This is a genomic window from Flavobacterium caeni, from assembly GCF_900101895.1.
In the GTDB taxonomy this organism is placed as follows: Bacteria; Bacteroidota; Bacteroidia; order Flavobacteriales; family Flavobacteriaceae; genus Flavobacterium; species Flavobacterium caeni.
On the sequence record NZ_FMVF01000017.1, the window covers coordinates 1 to 14,155 of the forward strand.

The 14,155-nt window shown below is 49.9% G+C and carries 16 protein-coding genes; 8 read left to right on the forward strand and 8 right to left on the reverse strand.

The features are described 5' to 3' along the window. On the forward strand, positions 1-257 hold a 257-nt coding region (locus tag BLP55_RS17180; RefSeq protein WP_211516833.1), incomplete at its 5' end, for a hypothetical protein. A 21-nt stretch (positions 258-278) separates the two neighbouring features. Here BLP55_RS17180 and BLP55_RS14065 read toward each other — a convergent pair. After that, on the reverse strand, positions 279-959 hold the full coding sequence (locus BLP55_RS14065) for a DUF4294 domain-containing protein (protein WP_091145811.1): 681 nt from the start codon (positions 957-959) through the stop codon (positions 279-281). Between the two features lie 84 nt (positions 960-1,043). Here BLP55_RS14065 and BLP55_RS14070 point away from each other — a divergent pair, with 84 nt between their 5' ends. Beyond that, positions 1,044-2,132, forward strand: coding sequence for a M42 family metallopeptidase (locus BLP55_RS14070; RefSeq protein ID WP_091145815.1), 1,089 nt, complete (start codon positions 1,044-1,046; stop codon positions 2,130-2,132). A 65-nt stretch (positions 2,133-2,197) separates the two neighbouring features. Here the strand turns inward: BLP55_RS14070 and BLP55_RS14075 are convergent, their stop codons facing one another. The 5 genes from BLP55_RS14075 to BLP55_RS14095 form a co-directional block, all read right to left on the reverse strand. Then, entirely contained in the window at positions 2,198-2,683 is a 486-nt protein-coding gene (locus BLP55_RS14075) for a hypothetical protein (RefSeq protein WP_091145818.1), read from the reverse strand. Between the two features lie 108 nt (positions 2,684-2,791). After that, entirely contained in the window at positions 2,792-3,205 is a 414-nt protein-coding gene (locus BLP55_RS14080; protein WP_091145956.1) for an ankyrin repeat domain-containing protein, read from the reverse strand. 142 nt (positions 3,206-3,347) lie between these two features. Next, positions 3,348-4,298, reverse strand: coding sequence for a phosphoribosylaminoimidazolesuccinocarboxamide synthase (locus BLP55_RS14085; protein ID WP_091145822.1), 951 nt, complete (start codon positions 4,296-4,298; stop codon positions 3,348-3,350). A gap of 113 nt (positions 4,299-4,411) precedes the next feature. Continuing rightward, positions 4,412-6,070, reverse strand: coding sequence for a S8 family serine peptidase (locus BLP55_RS14090; protein WP_091145826.1), 1,659 nt, complete (start codon positions 6,068-6,070; stop codon positions 4,412-4,414). Between the two features lie 182 nt (positions 6,071-6,252). Continuing rightward, on the reverse strand, positions 6,253-7,203 hold the full coding sequence (locus BLP55_RS14095; protein ID WP_091145830.1) for a PhoH family protein: 951 nt from the start codon (positions 7,201-7,203) through the stop codon (positions 6,253-6,255). Positions 7,204-7,307: 104 nt separating this feature from the next. Here BLP55_RS14095 and BLP55_RS14100 point away from each other — a divergent pair, with 104 nt between their 5' ends. The 5 genes from BLP55_RS14100 (at position 7,308) to dnaN (ending at position 12,292) form a co-directional block, all read left to right on the forward strand. Further along, entirely contained in the window at positions 7,308-8,159 is an 852-nt protein-coding gene (locus BLP55_RS14100; RefSeq protein WP_091145833.1) for an SAM hydrolase/SAM-dependent halogenase family protein, read from the forward strand. Positions 8,160-8,209: 50 nt separating this feature from the next. Beyond that, a complete protein-coding gene (locus BLP55_RS14105) occupies positions 8,210-8,506 on the forward strand; it encodes a putative quinol monooxygenase (protein WP_091145837.1) in 297 nt (98 codons plus the stop codon). A 79-nt stretch (positions 8,507-8,585) separates the two neighbouring features. Then, positions 8,586-9,311 carry a gliding motility-associated ABC transporter permease subunit GldF gene (gene gldF / locus BLP55_RS14110; RefSeq protein ID WP_091145841.1) on the forward strand — a complete coding sequence of 242 codons (726 nt, stop codon included), beginning with the start codon at positions 8,586-8,588 and terminating at the stop codon, positions 9,309-9,311. Continuing rightward, positions 9,311-11,107 (forward strand): gliding motility-associated ABC transporter substrate-binding protein GldG, encoded by a 1,797-nt coding sequence (gene gldG / locus BLP55_RS14115; protein ID WP_091145845.1) that lies wholly within the window; start codon positions 9,311-9,313, stop codon positions 11,105-11,107. Before gldF ends, gldG begins: the two co-directional genes overlap by 1 nt. A gap of 66 nt (positions 11,108-11,173) precedes the next feature. Then, positions 11,174-12,292, forward strand: a complete 1,119-nt coding sequence (gene dnaN, locus BLP55_RS14120; protein WP_091145849.1) for a DNA polymerase III subunit beta — start codon at positions 11,174-11,176, stop codon at positions 12,290-12,292. Positions 12,293-12,395: 103 nt separating this feature from the next. Here the strand turns inward: dnaN and BLP55_RS14125 are convergent, their stop codons facing one another. Both BLP55_RS14125 and BLP55_RS14130 read right to left on the reverse strand, forming a co-directional pair. After that, positions 12,396-12,890 carry an SRPBCC family protein gene (locus BLP55_RS14125; protein ID WP_091145851.1) on the reverse strand — a complete coding sequence of 165 codons (495 nt, stop codon included), beginning with the start codon at positions 12,888-12,890 and terminating at the stop codon, positions 12,396-12,398. Between the two features lie 6 nt (positions 12,891-12,896). Further along, the gene (locus BLP55_RS14130; protein ID WP_091145855.1) at positions 12,897-13,205 is read right to left on the reverse strand and encodes an ArsR/SmtB family transcription factor; all 309 of its coding nucleotides are present in this window, start codon (positions 13,203-13,205) and stop codon (positions 12,897-12,899) included. Positions 13,206-13,436: 231 nt separating this feature from the next. Here BLP55_RS14130 and BLP55_RS14135 point away from each other — a divergent pair, with 231 nt between their 5' ends. Continuing rightward, positions 13,437-14,135 (forward strand): LipL32 family surface lipoprotein, encoded by a 699-nt coding sequence (locus BLP55_RS14135; RefSeq protein ID WP_091145859.1) that lies wholly within the window; start codon positions 13,437-13,439, stop codon positions 14,133-14,135. Positions 14,136-14,155 lie beyond the last annotated feature (20 nt).

A 14,155-nucleotide genomic window follows, 5' to 3' on the forward strand; every position in this document is an offset into this window, starting at 1 on the left:
AAAAAACCTGTGAACGTGCCTTTGTTGCGGGTGCAAAAGTACCACCATTTTTCACCCGTGCAAATTTTTACGGCAAGTTTTTTCGGTTTTTTTTCGAACACCCGCCTAACACGCTGGAAAGCCATGGGTTGCGGGACGAACTTTTTTTCGCAGGGGCGCGTGAGGGATTGGAGCAAGGTGCCGCGCACCGCGGAAAGCCCGACGGCGACCAAATCTTGGAACCGTGCAGGGGGCCGATCGCCGGCACGCCAAAATAAAAAAAACCGCTTGCGCGGCTTTTACTTCTTGGCGGCCAATTCTGCCGCTTTCTTTTCCCAGTATTCGGTGAGTTCATCCAGATCGACCGGATTGGCGGGCGCTTGCCGAACGAGACGTCCGCGGACAAAAGCGCGCTCGAGTATGGTTTCGATCAGGAAATCCTCGTTGTCCTGAAAGGGCTGGTATTTGCGCCTGATGTCGATGTCGAACACTTTACCCGTGTTGTTGTACCAGAACGCCGTCCAACCGCTTTTGAGGTCTTTGATCAAATCGTAGGTGGTTTGGCCGGTTTGACGATGCACGAGCTTGACGAGAATTTGCCCCTGTTTTCGCGAAAGCTTCTTGAGTTGCGCCTCGAACTCGGTCTCCATATAGTTCTCGACGATCTTGAAGTATTTTTTCTTTTCCCGGTTGGTCTTGAGCGCGGCCATGTTTTTGTTGAGCAACACCAACCTTTCGGCAGCGATCTTGGCGTAAGGGTACACGCGATACACGCGGTTTTGCAACAACTGGAACGCCTTTTTTTCTTCGGGCGTCAGGTTCGCTTGCTGGATGATGACCTCGGGGAGCTCTATGGGTTCGGTATCTGAAATCGTGTCGGAGTCCTTGAGGATGTAGCCCATTTCGGTTTCCTCGTCGACCTGCGCATGGGCAGCAAACGACAGGAACAACACGACCAACAACGATAAGATACGTTTCATAGCGCAAATTTTATGATGCCAAAATTATGTATTAAAATCACAACTGTAATGCCAAATTCTTTAATTTGCCAAAAAATACAAATAATGAGTACAAAATCGATATTGAAAAAATCCTCCATTGACTTTTTAACGCGTTATCTGAACAATGCCTCGCCTACGGGATACGAAGCCGACGGGCAAAAGCTTTGGATGGATTACCTCAAGCCTTATGTAGATACTTTTATCACCGATACCTACGGATCGGCGGTTGCCGTGATTAATCCCGAGGCCAAATACAAAGTGGTCATCGAAGGCCATGCCGATGAAATTTCGTGGTATGTGAACTATATTACCGACAACGGGCTGATTTATGTGATTCGCAACGGTGGATCAGACCACCAGATCGCGCCGTCCAAACGCGTCAACATCCACACCAAGAACGGCATCGTCAAAGGGGTGTTTGGCTGGCCTGCGATCCACACCAGAAGCCGAGGCAAGGAAGAAGCGGCAAGAATCGACAACATCTTTATCGACATCGGCTGCAACAACAAAGAAGAAGTCGAGAAATTGGGCGTGCACGTGGGTTGCGTGATTACCTATCCCGACGAGTTCATGATCCTGAACGAAAACAAATTCGTATGCCGCGCGATCGACAACCGCATGGGCGGATTCATGATCGCCGAGGTCGCGCGTTTGTTGCACGAGAACAAGAAGAAGTTGCCGTTTGGCTTGTACATCACCAATTCGGTGCAGGAAGAAGTAGGATTGCGCGGCGCCGAAATGATCACCAAAACAATCCGTCCCAACGTAGCGATCGTCACCGACGTATGCCACGACACCACCACACCCATGATCGACAAAAAAATCGAAGGCGATTTGCAGATGGGCAAAGGCCCGGTTATCGCCTACGCTCCTGCCGTTCAAAACAAGCTGCGCGATTTGATTGTGGATACGGCACAGGAAAAAAAGATCCCTTTCCAGCGGCATGCGTCTTCCCGCGTGACCGGAACCGATACCGATGCGTTCGCCTACAGCAACGGCGGCGTGGCATCGGCCTTGATTTCGTTACCGCTGCGCTACATGCACACCACGGTAGAAATGGTACACAAAGACGATGTAGAAAACGTAATCCGGTTGATTTATGAATCGTTGCTCAAGATCAAAAACGAAGAAACCTTTTCGTATTTCAAATAAAAAAAGCGCCGTGAAGGCGCTTTTTCGTTGTAAATAACTCTAATAAAATTAAATATGAAAAATCTTTAGAATTTGACCTGCGGACAGTTCCACACATCCGGCATGACCGCCTCGATAACGGCGTTGTCTTCCTGGATCATGTCTTCGACGGTACGTTCGAGGTAAAGCGGCCTGATTTCTTCGGACAAGTTGCTCTCGATGATTTGGTTGTCCTTTACGATGGTTTCTTCGGGCGTGATTTCCTGAAAAAACAAGTAGCCTTCGTCCTTGATTTCGCTTTCGGTGATTCGTTTGTCCTCGGCGATTACCTCTTCGACGGTCTTGTTGTAGAGCGCCACCAAAGATTCGGGCATCGCTACGGCCGTGTCGGCAATGGGCGCTAACTTTCCGGGTTCGTTGACCGCAACGGCGATCAGGGCATTTTCGAATTGCTGCGCCCTGTGGGCAGCTACTTCGAGTTCGGTAGAAACAATGCCTTTGACGAGGTTTGTTTCTGCGTTGGCTTGTCCAAAAAAGGACAACGCCAAACTGAGGGTGATTAAGGTTTTCATGATGATTGATTTTTGATGATTGATGATGATTGTAATACTATGCAAATATATATCTTTTGTTAGGTATCTTGTTTTACATAGTACTGAATTTTAACTTTAATTTAACTTTTAAAGATTTCTCAAATACGCCGCGGCATCATCGGCTTTGGACAACTCCGCATGTTTCAAGGCGTTAAAGCCTTTCTCGTCCTTGGTTTTGGCATTGGCGCCGTTGGCCAACAGATACTTAATGATCTCGACATGGTTGTAACGCGCGGCCAACATAAGGGGCGTCATGCCGTTCGACTTCTCATTTACATCGGCACCGTATTCGACGAATTTCTTGACCAGGTCGGTCTCGCCTTTACTGATGGCCACACAAAGCGGTGTGGGTTTTACATCGGTAATCGTGATACTTTCTGTGGCACTTTCTGTCGACGCAAAAGAATACGTCGAAAAGGCAATCAGGCAAGCGCCCAAGAAGATGAGGGTTTTGGCACCTACGAGTGCCGGTTTTTCCAATAAAAATTGATTTGTTTTCATGATTTTTTTGATTTGATGATTTTTGGGAATAGACGTAATCTGAAACGAAAACGTTACGCGAATTTCAAATTTTAACAATTCTTTAATTCCAAGAACAAAAAAACCGCCTCAAATGGGCGGTTCAATACGATATACTTGACGGTTATTTGGCCAGGAAAGCCAGGACGTTTTGCTCGATGCGTTGTGCGATTCCCGAAACCTCGGCCTTGACAAAAGATTCGCCGATGATGTTCTCGTACAATTCAATGTACCGATCAGACACAGTCTTAATGTACTCGTCTGTCATCTCTGGGATGCTTTGGCCTTCCTTTCCCTGGAAACCGTTGGCAATCAACCACTGTCTGACAAACTCCTTCGAAAGTTGTTTTTGCGCTTCGCCCCTGTCCTGACGCTCCTGGTATCCGTCGGCGTAAAAATAGCGCGACGAATCGGGCGTATGGATTTCGTCGATCAACACGATTTGACCGTCCTTGGTTTTCCCGAATTCATATTTGGTGTCTACCAAAATCAACCCGCGGTCGGCCGCAATACTTGTCCCGCGTTGGAACAAGGCATGCGTATAATTTTCGAGCACGCGGTAGTCTTCTTCCGAAACGATGCCCTTGGCGATGATGTCCTCGCGCGAAATATCCTCGTCGTGCGCTCCATTGTCGGCCTTGGTCGAAGGCGTAATAATGGGTGTCGGAAATTTGTCGTTTTCTTTTAGTCCGTCGGGCAACGCCACGCCGCAAAGCACCCTCTTGCCTGCCGCATATTCACGCGCCGCATGGCCCGAAAGGTAGCCGCGGATGACCATCTCGACCTTGAAAGGCTCGCACAAATGCCCTACGGCCACGTTCGGATCGGGTGTCGCGATGAGCCAATTGGGCACGATGTCGTTGGTCAATTCCATGAAACGCGTCGCGATTTGGTTCAGGATTTGCCCTTTATAGGGAATTCCTTTCGGCAAGACCACATCAAAAGCCGAAAGCCTGTCGGTGGCCACCATGACCAGCAATTCGTCGTTGATGTTGTACACTTCGCGTACCTTGCCGCGGTAAACCGATTTTTGTCCAGGAAAATTAAATTGGGTAGATGTGATGGTGTTGTTCATGGGTGTGTTGTTGTGTTGCGCCCGAATTGGCGCTACAAAAATAGCTTCTTTTTGACGAATACAAACAAAAAAACCGCTGCTTTTGGGCAACGGTTTACCAATCCAAAATAATCTTACTGCTTGACTATTTTAAAAACCTTGGTGTAGGCGCCGCTCTTGAGCGCCATCATGTAGCTGCCGCTCGCGAAAGGAAACGGAACAGCGTTTGCCCCGGCGGTAATTTCCTTCTTTTGCGAATGGATCAGTTTGCCGTCCATGGTGTGCAACGTCAAATCGTACACGCCTGTAAACGACCCATTGCAGAATATTTCGAGTTGATCCTGTGTCACTGGGTTGATGATTTTGAAGACTTGCTCCCGATGACCGAAATCGGCCTTGGTCAACTGTTGCGCCGCAAGCACCGCCTGATGCGCATTGGCGCGCCCGTAACCCATATAGGTATCGAATCCTGCCGTGTCTTCGGACGGATTGCCTACCTGGTCCTGCGCCGTATCTTGAATAAGATCCCTTACCTGCGCAGGCGTCAAATCGGGCGCTTCGGCCCAAACCAACGAAGCGACCGACGCCACGTGCGGCGTGGCCATCGAGGTTCCGCTCCAGGAAACGGTAAAAACTGTATCGCTGTAGAAAGCCAAGCTGTAAATGTATATGCCCGGCGCGACCACATTGATATGGTTCCCGAAATTGCTGCCGCTGGTAGGGCTCCAATCAAAAGGAACGGTACGGTAATCGTTGGGCGAAGACGATCCGCAGGCGATCACGTTGTCGTGCGTGAGCGAATAGCCTGCCGGATAGTAGGTCGTGTTGTTGTTAAAGTTCATCATCGCGGCCGTGATCAACACATTGTGCTCTTTGGCATACACGACAAAATCTTCCAAAACCTGCGATGCCGGCGCAAATCCGAGCGACATGTTCAAAATTTTCGCGCCCTTATCGACCGCGTAATACACCGAATTGGCGACCGAGGCGTACGTCGCGTTCAAATCATAATCGATACACTTGAGTTGCATCAGCTTGCTGTTCCAATTCGCGCCCGCATACAAGTTGCCGTTGTTGGCCACCGCGCCGATAATCCCGCTCACGTTGGTGCCGTGCCCGCGTTCGTCGGTCGGGTCGTTGTCGTTGAAAAAATAGTCCCATCCATAAATATCGTCTATCAAACCGTTTCCGTCATCATCGACGCCGTTGGCCGTTTCTGCGCTGTTGGTCCAAAGCCTCGAAGCCAAGTCGGGATGCGTAAGGCGCGCGCCGCCGTCGATAACGGCAATAACCATCTCTGGATCACCGGTTTGGACATCCCAGGCCAATTCCATATCGAGATCGGCGTCGGCAACGGGCGTCAAGGGCCCTACCCCAGCCTGTCCCGGACCAATGTTGTACAAAGCCCACTGCCTGTTGAACCGGGTGTCGTTCGGAAAAACTTCGGATGGTTGCGCGGCCGCACTGCCGATGCGATTCGGAACCGCATAATCCAACACCCCCAAACGCTCGTACCGAACCGCCAGTGTCTCGGCATCTATGGCCTGGGCAAACTCCAGCAAAAAGGTACGGGTCTTGGCGGGTTGCCCTATGGCGCTGACCTCTGCCAGCCCGATTTCGGCGTTGAGCGCATCGAGCGTCGTCAAACCGAATGTCTTGGTGGCTATATCGACACCCGATTGGGCATAGGCACTTTCATTCAATTTAACAATCAAATGGTTGTCGATATGCCGTAGCGTTTGCGCGTTTACAGCAACGCCGATCAATAAAAAGAGCGTAAAAATATTTCTCATATTCAAATAAATTTGGTTACAAACGAATCGAGATTTAGGGAAGATGCCGAGCGGGCTGCCCGATGTCTAAAATTAAGACATCTTGGAAATCTGACGCAATCCATCGGATGAAAATCGTTCGGATAATTGCGCAAAAACGTTCGGATAATTGTTTTAGCCACAAAAAAAGCGCCCTTGGGCGCTTAATCTTGGTTTTCGATTTGTTTGTAAGCGTCGATGACCTTCTTGACCAGTCGGTGACGCACGATGTCTTTGTCGTCGAGATAGATGATGCCGATGCCGTCGATGTCCTTGAGCACCAGCAAGGCTTCTTTCAAACCAGAGATGGTGCGACGCGGCAAATCGACCTGCCCCGGGTCGCCGGTAATCATGAACTTGGCGTTGCGGCCCATACGTGTGAGGAACATCTTCATTTGCGAATGGGTCGTGTTTTGCGCCTCGTCGAGGATGACAAAGGCGTTGTCGAGCGTACGCCCGCGCATGAATGCCAGCGGCGCGATCTGGATGATGCCTTTGAGGATGTAATCTTCGAGTGATTGCGGCGGGATCATGTCGCGCAAAGCATCGTACAACGGTTGCATGTACGGATCGAGTTTTTCCTTCATGTCGCCGGGCAAGAAACCGAGGTTCTCCCCTGCCTCTACCGCGGGCCGCGTCAAGATGATCCTTTTGACTTGCTTTTCTTTCAACGCCTTGACCGCCATGGCCACGCCCGTATAGGTTTTCCCGGTTCCGGCCGGACCAACGGCAAACAACATGTCGTTTTTCTCCATCTTGTCGACGAGCAGTTGCTGGTTGGGCGTCATGGCCTTGATGATCTTACCGCCCACACCGTGCACGAGGATTTTGTCTGAATCGGGCATGCGCTGTTCGTCCTGCGAATTGCTCTGGATGACGCGCTCGATCACGTTGTCGTCTATGCGCTGGTAGCGGTTAAAATGCTGCATCAAACGGTTGAAGCGGTTTTCAAACTCGTCCAGCACCTCTTTTTCCCCGAACGCCTTGATGGTCGTGCCGCGCGCTACGATCTTGAGCTTGGGATAGTACTTTTTAATCGTTTCAAGATGAGCATCTTGCGCGCCCCAAAAATCTTTTGGCGCGATGTCTTCGAGTTCTATGATTCTTTCGTTCAAAAGCAGTTGTTTTTAATTAGAAAATTTAGCTCGTAAATCACTAGCTTTGCAATCAAATGTAAGGATTTTTAAAGACGGCGGTCTTTTTATTTATAAACAATTTTATGTCAATAATTACCCTGACGACCGACTACGGATTGAAGGACCATTTTGTGGGTGCCTTGAAGGGTAAAATCTTATCGGAATACCGCGAGGCCACTATTATAGACATCTCACACGGCATAGGTGCGTTCAACGCCGCCGAAGCCAGCTACATTTTGGGCGCCGCCTACAACAGTTTCCCGAAAGGCACCATACACTTGATTGGCGTAGATGCCGAACGCAACAAAGAAAACCAGCATTTGGCCGTGCAATGGAACGACCATTATTTCATTTGCGCCGACAACGGGATCCTTGGCATGCTGATGCAAAAGATCGTCCCGCAAAAAATGGTCGCGGTCAACATCCACGACCGATTGCACGAAGACGCGACCGATTTGGACGTTTTTGTAACCGTAGCCTGCCACATCGCACGTGGTGGTTTGCTCAACGTGATCGGCAAGGAAATCGAAACGATCAAACAGGTGACCGAATTACAACCAAACGTGCTCGCCGGAAAGTCGGGGATCAAAGGCTATGTAGTTTACATCGATCATTTGGGCAACGTGGTCACGAACATTTCGAAAAAAATGTTCCTCGAGGTCGCCAAAGGCCGTCCTTACGAAATCGTCATCAACCAAAAGACAAAGCAACGCGTAGACCGTTCGACGATCAAGACCATTTGGCCACGGTATTCGGATGTAGTGCCCGATAAATTCTCGATCAAGGAATACGAAGGGCAAAAACTTGCGATTTTCAACGAGGCCGGTTTTCTCGAGATCGCCATCTTCAGACCGAACCCCGCCTACGGAAGCGCATCGTCTTTGCTCGGGCTGCAATACCGCGACCCTGTCACCATCAACTTCCTAACCGAGTAACCAAATCAACGAAAAACGAATAACCAAATAACCAAATCAACAAATCCACCATGTTCGTCCGCATCGTCAAAATGAGTTTCCATGAAGAAAATATTCCAGCATTTCTGGAAAATTTCGAATTGATGAAGCAAAAAATACGAAACAGCCCAGGCAACCGTTTACTGGAATTGTACCAGGACAAATCGATCCCGGGCATCTTTTTCACCTACAGTTATTGGGAAACCGAGCAGGATTTGGAAAACTACCGCCAATCGGAATTGTTTTACGACGTGTGGCAGTTCACCAAAAAATTGTTCAACGACAAACCCGAAGCGTGGAGCGTCGATAAATTAGTCAGTTTAAAATAGTTTGAAGTTTAAGGTTTAAAGTTGCCTAACTTTGGGCGCCAACTTTAAACTTTAAACTTTAAACCTGAAACAAAATAAAATGAAAGCAATCCTCCTACGGGAAATCAAATCGTTCTTCGGCTCGCCCGTAGGCTACTTGGTTGTCGCGATTTTCCTGTTGCTCAACGGCTTGTTCCTTTGGGTTTTTGAAGGCGAATACAACCTGCTCAACAGCGGTTTCGCCGATCTGACGCCGTTTTTCACCATAGCGCCCTGGATCTTGATTTTCCTGATCCCGGCCGTGACCATGCGCAGTTTCTCGGACGAAAAAAAACAAGGAACACTTGAATTGTTGCTCACCAAGCCTTTGACCGTGTGGCAAATAACCTCGGGTAAATTTTTCGGCGCGATGCTGTTGATTGTGATTGCGCTCGTCCCGACACTGGTGTATGTCTTTGTCCTCTCGTCGCTGGGCATGCCCGAAGGCAACATCGATATGGGCAGTACGATGGGATCGTATTTCGGGCTGTTGTTCCTGATCGCGGCCTATACCGCCATCGGCATTTTTACCTCTTCGTTATCGGACAACCAGATCGTCGCGTTCATTTTGAGCGTGTTCGGCTGTTTCTTTTTTTACTTTGCTTTCGAAGCCGTTGCCGGGCTCATCCCGAGCGCATCCAACCTGATTTCGGCATTGGGCATGGACAGCCATTTCCAGAGCATGGCGCGCGGCGTGATCGACACGCGCGATGTTTTGTATTTTGTCAGCGTGACGGTTTTGTCCCTGTCGTTTACCGTGTACAAACTTAAATCGCACCAATCGTAATGAAAAGAAAATCAGATATAAAATCGCTGGTCATTACAATTGTCGCTTTAATTGCAGTCAACCTCATCGGCAATTACTTGTTCAAGCGTTTCGACCTCACGCACGACAAGCGTTACACCCTTTCGCAAACCTCGCTTGGTATCCTCAAGAACACCAACGACGTGTTGTATGTCGATGTTTATCTCGACGGACAATTCCCGGGCGAATTCAAAAAACTACAAACCGAGACGCGCCAGTTGCTCGAGGAGTTCAAAGCCTACAATTCGGATGTGCAGTTCCGGTTCATCAACCCGCTCGACGATTCCGAAGGCAGCAGCGAAGCCAAACGCGAGCTGATCTACAAATTGTACCGATTGGGCAATTTAGTCCCGTCGCCTAAGGAAGAAGCCGAAATCAAGGCCAGCATCAAGAACGTCCCTAACCTGGACGAAGCCATCGTCAACTCGTTCCAAGGCAACGGCATGACGCCCGCGAGCATTACCGTCGAAGACAAAGGCAAGCAGTCGCAGGCGGTCATTTTCCCGTGGGCCATCGCCAGTTACGGGCCGCGCAGCGCCAAGGTGCCGTTGTTGAAGAATTTCATGGGCGCCTCGACGGCCGAAAAGGTCAACGGTTCGGTACAACACCTCGAATATGCGTTCTCGAATGCGTTCAACACCGTCATCAACGCCAAGCAAAAGAAAATCGCGGTCATCAAAGGCAACGGCGAATTGCACGACCAGCTCATGGCCGACTTCATCAAAAGCATCCGCGAAAATTACTACATCGGGACGTTTACGCTCGATTCGGTGGCCCGTAAGCCCAACGAGAGCCTCGACTATCTCAAAAAATACGACCTGGCCGTCATCGCCAAGCCTACCGAGCGGTTTTCGGACGAGGAAAAACAAGTACTCGACCAGTTCATCGTTTCGGGCGGCAAGACGCTCTGGCTGATCGACCAGGTGCAAATGGAAATGGACAGCCTGTACAACGATCTGGGCGCGTCACTCGCGTTCCCGCAGGATTTGAACCTGAACGACATGTTGTTCAAATACGGTGTCCGCATCAACCCCACCATGGTCAAGGATTTGATGGCCACACCGATTGCGCTCGCGACGGGCCAACAAGGCAGCGCGGCGCAGTACACGCAGTATCCGTGGTTTTATTCGCCGCTGGTGTACCCGACGTCGAAGCATCCGATCGTGAGCAACATGGACGGCGTCAAATTTGAGTTCGCAAGCGGCATCGATACGCTCAAGAACGGCATCAAGAAAACGGTGTTGTTGCAATCGTCGCCGTATTCGAAAACCGTGGGCGTGCCGGCCGAAGTCAACCTCGACATGGTGACCGAGCGCCCCGAACAGAGTGAATTCACTGGTAAGGGCAACATTCCGGTAGCCGTTTTGCTCGAAGGAAATTTCCATTCGATGTACGAAAACCGCGTGCTGCCATTCCAGGACAAGTCGTTCTTGCCGCAAGCCAAAAAGAGCAACAAGATGATCGTGATTTCGGACGGCGATGTGATCAAGAACGGACTCGACAAAAACTACCAGCCACTCGAACTCGGCTACGACAAATGGACCAACAAATTGTACGCGAACAAAGAATTCATGCTCAATTGCGTCAATTACCTGCTCGACGATTCGGGACTTATCAACATCCGCAACAAGGAAGTCAGCCTGCCGATCCTGGACAAGGAAAAAGTGTATGCGCAATACACCGCCTCGCAAGTGATAACTGTCGGATTGCCAATTGCCGTCCTGGGCGTTTTTGGCGTGCTTTTCACGTGGTTGCGCCGCCGCAAATACGCGCGTTGAGTGTTAATAAAAAACTTTTTGATATTTGACCGATTCAGATATATTTGTCAAACTAAATAACGACCAATGAAATTCATCGTATCGAGCTCCTATTTACTCAAGCAACTGCAGGTGTTGGGCAGCGTCATCAACAGCAGCAATACCTTGCCCATCCTCGACAATTTCCTTTTTGAACTCGACAATAAAACCCTGACCGTATCGGCATCGGACCTTGAAACCACGATGTCGGCCACGTTAGAGATCGAATCGACCAGCAAAGGAAGCGTTGCCGTACCGGCCAAGTTGTTGCTCGAGATCCTCAAGACGTTCCCCGAGCAACCGCTGACGTTTACCGTAGAGGAAAACAGCACGATCGAGATCAGTTCAAATTCGGGTAAATATGCGCTGGCATATGCCCCGGGAGAGGAATTCCCGAAAGCGGTGAGCCTCGACGACCCATCGACGACTTTGGTCCCTGCCGACATCCTCGCTACGGCGGTTAGCAAGACGATTTTCGCGGCGGGCAACGACGATTTGCGTCCGGTGATGTCGGGCGTGTTCTTCCAGTTTTCGACCGAAGGATTGACGTTTGTGGCCACCGACGCGCACAAATTGGTCAAGTATGCGCGCACCGATGTCAAGGCTTCGCAAGTGGCCGATTTCATCATGCCGAAGAAACCTTTGAACATTTTGAAAAGCATCTTGGGCGCTTCGGACGCCGAGGTCAAGATCGAATACAACGACTCGAATGCGACGTTTTCGTTCGACAATTATGTGCTCATGTGCCGATTGATCGACGGGAAATATCCGAACTACGAGGCGGTTATCCCTAAAGAAAACCCGAACAAGCTCATGATCGACCGTACGCAATTTTTGAATTCGGTGCGTCGTGTGGCGATTTTCTCGAACAAGACCACGCACCAGATCCGTCTCAAGATTGCGGGTGCCGAGCTCAATATTTCTGCCGAAGACATCGATTACAGCAACAAGGCCGAAGAGCGTTTGACCTGCGATTACCAAGGCGACGACATGCAAATCGGGTTCAACTCGCGTTTCTTGACCGAGATGCTGACCAACCTGCAGTCGGACGAAATCATGCTCGAGATGTCGCTCCCCAACCGCGCCGGGATCCTGACGCCGGTAGATGGGCTCGACGAGGGCGAAACCGTGACCATGCTCGTGATGCCGGTCATGCTCAACAACTAATGTGCGGCTTTGGCCAAACAACATAAGTTTATCTAAACCAACCTTTACCGACAAAAAACCGCGACTCTTTTGAATTGCGGTTTTTGCTTTTTTTGGACGACACTTAGTTCGCAGCAAGCCATTCGTCGAGGTTGCCGAGCCCCATGGTAAAGCCTTCCTGGAAGCCCATTTCGAGCGTTTTTTCTAAATCGGTGAGCGACGGATAGGTGATGCTGATCGCGACGGCGGTGTGCGGGCCATCATCGACAAACGTCACCAACCACAACGACTGCGGCCAATCGGTGTTCACGTTGCCGCTTTCGTCGCAGAATCCGTCCTTACCCGAAAAACTGTTCTTGGCATCGATCGATTGGTAATCGGCAAAAGACCAATGCTCTTCGCCCTCGGGACTTACCATCGCATAAAGCCAGCGGCCACCTACCCTAAATTCCTGCGACTTGGTTTGGGCCGTCCACGGTTTGGGCGCCCACCACAAATCGAGGATTTCGCTTTGTGTCCAAGCGGCCCACACCTTGTCACGGCCGGCCGCAAAATTCCTTTTTACGTGTACTTTGTTGTTTTCCCGGTCTACGGAAAAATCCATCATTGCATTTTTCATAGGTTGTTATTTTAGGTTGTTCAATACATCGTCTAGCTGGTCGAAACGCTTGGCCAAAAGGTCCCTGAACTGTTCGAGCCATTGCTCGATTTGTTTCATCTTGTTCGATTCCAGATGATAATAAACTTCGCGGCCCGATTTGCGCTGGACCAGCAACTCACATTCGGCCAACATCTTGAGGTGCTTGGATACGCCCTGTCGGGTCAAATCAAATTCTTTCGCCAGCGCGTTGGGCGTCATCGCTTGTGCCGCGAGCAACAGAATGATGGCGCGTCGCGTGGGGTCGGCCAAGGCCTGGAACACATCTCTCTTCATTATAGTTGGTTTAACGTCACAAATATACGCAACTAATTGGTTGCGTATTGAATTTTAATCCCAATTTAACTTAACGACGTGTATTATGTTGATAAATTAACGCCAGCCAATCCAGATCGATAAACTATATCGATAAATTTGGCACGGCACGTTCGCCCCAAAACGCGCAGATTAACCTGGGAGCAACCGAAAATCCTCAAGAGTAGGACTAACAAAACAAACTAACTTATAATGAAGAAAAATTTATTGGCCGGTGCGGTGTGCATGGCGATTGGCTTGACGGCTTCGGCCCAAAAACTTGACAAATTTGGCGCCGACCTCGGTAAGAAAAGCGTGATGGGCAAAGAAATCCGTGTGCCTTATACCGATATCCAAAGCTATTTTGGCTACATCAAACCGGGCGCTGCCCCAGACGAAGTGGTGGGCGGAAAGAAAATGTACTATGTGTACGTTTGGGTTCCCGTAGCCGCGCCTGAGATTGGCGTGCGTATGATTTCGCCTGCGCCGGACAGCGTCAAACCATCCGACAAAGATTATGTGACGGCCGATTACACCGCCAACGCGACCGAGACTTCGAAATTCTTTGACACTTGGGTACAGCTCGAGCGCGCCGAAGGCATCCTGAAACTCGAAGATGTCGCGTCAAAAGCAAAAACCTCCAAGTGGGTCAAGATCGATTCGAACGACGATTCGTCGGAAATGCCTGCACAGCCTTCTGGAAGCAAATACAATTCGCTCATGCGCATCACTTCGGAAACCTCAAACCCAACCAAATCGCTCGTGATGGGCTTGTACCGAATTGCGTTCACGACTTACAAAAGAGGTGAAGTCGAGGGAAGTTTCCTTGCGCAGATCGCTGCTCCTGTAAAATTGCCAGGGGTTGCCATCTCTGCCGATCCGACGACTTTGGCAGCTTCGGCTAAGAAATAATCTAACTTTATTCGTGAGAT

Excerpts from the sequence above, each read along its gene's own strand:
- BLP55_RS14065 (WP_091145811.1), bottom strand. The coding sequence starts at position 959 with ATGAAACGTATCTTATCGTTGTTGGTCGTGTTGTTCCTGTCGTTTGCT.
- BLP55_RS14070 (WP_091145815.1), top strand. The coding sequence starts at position 1,044 with ATGAGTACAAAATCGATATTGAAAAAATCCTCCATTGACTTTTTAACG.
- BLP55_RS14075 (WP_091145818.1), bottom strand. The coding sequence starts at position 2,683 with ATGAAAACCTTAATCACCCTCAGTTTGGCGTTGTCCTTTTTTGGACAA.
- BLP55_RS14080 (WP_091145956.1), bottom strand. The coding sequence starts at position 3,205 with ATGAAAACAAATCAATTTTTATTGGAAAAACCGGCACTCGTAGGTGCC.
- BLP55_RS14085 (WP_091145822.1), bottom strand. The coding sequence starts at position 4,298 with ATGAACAACACCATCACATCTACCCAATTTAATTTTCCTGGACAAAAA.
- BLP55_RS14090 (WP_091145826.1), bottom strand. The coding sequence starts at position 6,070 with ATGAGAAATATTTTTACGCTCTTTTTATTGATCGGCGTTGCTGTAAAC.
- BLP55_RS14100 (WP_091145833.1), top strand. The coding sequence starts at position 7,308 with ATGTCAATAATTACCCTGACGACCGACTACGGATTGAAGGACCATTTT.
- BLP55_RS14105 (WP_091145837.1), top strand. The coding sequence starts at position 8,210 with ATGTTCGTCCGCATCGTCAAAATGAGTTTCCATGAAGAAAATATTCCA.
- gldF (WP_091145841.1), top strand. The coding sequence starts at position 8,586 with ATGAAAGCAATCCTCCTACGGGAAATCAAATCGTTCTTCGGCTCGCCC.
- gldG (WP_091145845.1), top strand. The coding sequence starts at position 9,311 with ATGAAAAGAAAATCAGATATAAAATCGCTGGTCATTACAATTGTCGCT.
- dnaN (WP_091145849.1), top strand. The coding sequence starts at position 11,174 with ATGAAATTCATCGTATCGAGCTCCTATTTACTCAAGCAACTGCAGGTG.
- BLP55_RS14125 (WP_091145851.1), bottom strand. The coding sequence starts at position 12,890 with ATGAAAAATGCAATGATGGATTTTTCCGTAGACCGGGAAAACAACAAA.
- BLP55_RS14130 (WP_091145855.1), bottom strand. The coding sequence starts at position 13,205 with ATGAAGAGAGATGTGTTCCAGGCCTTGGCCGACCCCACGCGACGCGCC.
- BLP55_RS14135 (WP_091145859.1), top strand. The coding sequence starts at position 13,437 with ATGAAGAAAAATTTATTGGCCGGTGCGGTGTGCATGGCGATTGGCTTG.